The sequence below is a fragment of the Clostridium sp. genome, assembly GCF_036569345.1.
GTDB lineage: Bacteria > Bacillota > Clostridia > Clostridiales > Clostridiaceae > Clostridium_AD.
On the sequence record NZ_DATCQT010000012.1, the window covers coordinates 1 to 3,152 of the forward strand.

The window sequence follows — 3,152 nt, forward strand, 5'->3', positions numbered from 1 at the left end:
TAATTGATCCCGAAGGATCGCATCGCTCGACTTGCATGTGTTAGGCACGCCGCCAGCGTTCGTCCTGAGCCAGGATCAAACTCTCAATTTAAAAGTTTACACTTTTTTAGTTGAAATGATTAATCTGCGCCAACTGTAAAGCTGGTTAAGCAACCGTTAGGTTGATTCGCATGCTCATTACATACTTTTTAGTCTTACGACTAAAATATTACTTTATACTAAAGTAATTAACTGGTTAAAATAAAATATTATTTCATTTCTTTACCTATTTCTCTGTTTAATTTTCAAAGACCAATTTGCTTTGTCATCATGTGACGACTTCTACTATTATATCTGTTAATCTCAGTGTTGTCAACAGTTTTTTATTTTTTTAAAACTGTCATTTTTCATATATTCCATTACTTTATCGCTACCGTTCCGCAGCGACAATTAATATAATATCATCTTTAAAAACAATGATTTTTATTCTTTTTCTTAGATAATACAATTATATATACTATTCTCCATAATACTTCTATATGGTAAGTTTTCTTTATAATGATACACTAGGAATAGTATACCTTATTTAAATGAATAATATCCTCATATTATCATTAATTATTTACAAATAATATGTAAGCCCTCTATATTAATAAAACTATTAATTAAGAGGACTTACAATTTTCATACTAGAAAGTAGGAAGATTATCTAAATTGTCTTCCGTAGTATTATTAGGTGAGGACTTTATAACATCATTACCGTTTCTATTTTTACCAACGATAACTGATTCTACATTTCCCCTCTTTGCCAAAGCAACAGCCTTGCTCACATCTAATTCTTCACCAGTGTCAGTTAATACATTTGTAATATCTCCATCTTCATTTTTTCTTACCTTAACTATCTTCATAAAATACATCTCCTTCTAATTAATATAAATACACTTCAACATCTAAAATTTCTTAATTCTATATTATTTCAGACGATAGCTTTTACATAACATATTTAGTATTTCCCTTTTAAGCTCCATTTTATTACTAAGCTCTAAAGATTAAATAAATTAATATTACTAAATAGCCATATAATACAATGGAAGCATGTGATTAATCACATGCTTCCATTGTATTATATGCATTATTTATATTTATTTTAACCCTAGCCTATAGGACTTTTAAATCCATTACCTTGAACCTCAGCTATATCAATTATAGAAATAAAGGCTTCTTTATCTATAGATTTTATTACTCTCTTTATTTGTGGCAATTGCCCTAATGACACAACACAATACATTACATTTTTTTTATGGCTTGTATATGCCCCTTCTCCATATAAAAGAGTTACCCCTCTTTTGCATTCATTCATTATCGCATCACTTACTTCTTTTTCTTTTTCTGACACAATTAGAAGCATTTTACGTCTATTCAATCCATTTATAACCTTTTCCATAACAGTAGCAGAAATATACATAGAAATCAGGGTATATAATCCTACCTTGAAATCAAATATTACAGAGCCACCAGCTACAATCAAAAAGTTTATTGTAAAAGTTACTATACCTACATCTATATCGTATTTCTTTTTAGCGTATATAGCTACAATATCCATTCCCCCTGTAGATCCTTCATTAGAAATAACAATTCCAAGACCTATCCCTGAAAGTACTCCCCCATATATACAATAAAGAATTCTATATGCATCCTGAACAGGAGCAAGAACATTATTTAAAGGTGCGGTAAGAATCAAGAAAAATGATAATGATATAGTTCCTAATATTGTAAATGCAGTAAATTTCATATTTATTTTCAATATACTTAATATAAGAAGTGGTATATTAAGTATTAATATTGTTACTCCCACTGGTAGATTGAAAAGATACTGTAGCATTAACCCTATTCCTGAAAGTCCCCCGCCTAGAAGCTTATTTGGAACTATAAATAAGTTTGTTCCAATAGATAAAATTAAACTCCCTAAAATAATAAGAAAAATTTTCTTAAATAAATCTTTAAAATCTATATTATATGTATTTTTCATAACCTGCCTCCATGTCTTTCCCTTAATTGTGAAAAACTATCAATTGTTTTGTGCACTATATTTATGTCCGCTATCATTATATACTATTAGCATTTAAAATAACTAGAGTTATTCATAGATACCTTAATATTCATACAAAAAATAAACTTTTATTTTATGAAAATAAAAGTATCTATGATACACTTAAGTGAGGTGATTTTGTGAATAACTTAGAAAATGATTGGAATGAACTATTATTAGAAGAATATAACAAAGATTATTACTTAAAATTAAAATCTTTTTTAAAAAAAGAATATGAAAACTCGCAAATATATCCTGAAAATCAAGATATATTTAATGCCCTTAAATACACAGCATACAAAGATGTATGTGTTGTTATACTTGGTCAAGATCCTTACCATGGTTCAAACCAAGCACACGGTTTAAGTTTTTCTGTAAAAGCAGGTGTACCCATTCCCCCCTCACTATTAAATATATATAAGGAATTACACAATGATTTAGGTTGTTATATTCCTAATAATGGATATTTAAAAAAATGGGCTGATCAAGGTGTTTTATTATTAAATACCGTACTAACCGTTAGATGTGGTGAAGCTAACTCTCATAAAAATAAAGGTTGGGAACATTTTACGAATAAAATCATTACACTATTGAATAAAAAAACAGAACCTATAGTTTTCATTTTATGGGGTAAGAACGCTCAGTCAAAACACTCTATTATAACAAATCCAATACATCACATAATAAAGTCAGTTCACCCAAGCCCTTTATCCGCATATAGAGGTTTTTTTAATAGTAAACCTTTTTCTAATGCTAATAATTTTTTAATCTCAGTAGACAAAAAAACTATTGATTGGCAGGTTGAAAATTTATAAGAATATTATTTTCAATAAAAAAAACGTCTTAGAATTATCTAAGACGTTTTTGGTGGCTAGACCAGGAATCGAACCAGGGACACGAGGATTTTCAGTCCTCTGCTCTACCGACTGAGCTATCCAGCCACATAACCTGGCGACAACCTACTCTTCCACAAGGTCACCCCTGCAGTACCATCGGCGCATTGAAGCTTAACCTTCGTGTTCGGTATGGGAACGGGTGTTACCTTCATGCCATAATCACCAGATGAGAATATAAATATTCTCTG

3 protein-coding genes, 1 tRNA gene and 2 rRNA genes are annotated in these 3,152 nt (G+C 29.8%); 1 reads left to right on the top strand and 5 read right to left on the bottom strand.

All coding sequences use genetic code 11. The features are described from left to right. The 3 genes from VIM70_RS00455 to VIM70_RS00465 form a co-directional block, all read right to left on the bottom strand. Positions 1 to 91, bottom strand: a 16S ribosomal RNA gene (locus VIM70_RS00455); the annotation flags it as partial. 577 nt (positions 92 to 668) lie between these two features. After that, positions 669 to 887, bottom strand: a complete 219-nt coding sequence (locus tag VIM70_RS00460) for a DUF3892 domain-containing protein (RefSeq protein WP_331943001.1) — start codon at positions 885 to 887, stop codon at positions 669 to 671. 245 nt (positions 888 to 1,132) lie between these two features. Then, complete coding sequence (locus tag VIM70_RS00465; protein WP_331943003.1) at positions 1,133 to 2,008, bottom strand: YitT family protein; 876 nt, start codon at positions 2,006 to 2,008, stop codon at positions 1,133 to 1,135. A 200-nt stretch (positions 2,009 to 2,208) separates the two neighbouring features. Between VIM70_RS00465 and VIM70_RS00470 the strand changes: the two genes are divergently transcribed. After that, the gene (locus tag VIM70_RS00470) at positions 2,209 to 2,883 is read left to right on the top strand and encodes a uracil-DNA glycosylase (protein ID WP_331943005.1); all 675 of its coding nucleotides are present in this window, start codon (positions 2,209 to 2,211) and stop codon (positions 2,881 to 2,883) included. Between the two features lie 50 nt (positions 2,884 to 2,933). On the opposite strand, the gene VIM70_RS00475 is transcribed toward VIM70_RS00470, so the two are convergent. Next, positions 2,934 to 3,009, bottom strand: a tRNA-Phe gene (locus VIM70_RS00475). A 5-nt stretch (positions 3,010 to 3,014) separates the two neighbouring features. Next, positions 3,015 to 3,131: ribosomal RNA gene (gene rrf / locus VIM70_RS00480) — 5S ribosomal RNA — on the bottom strand. Between the last annotated feature and the right edge of the window lie 21 nt (positions 3,132 to 3,152).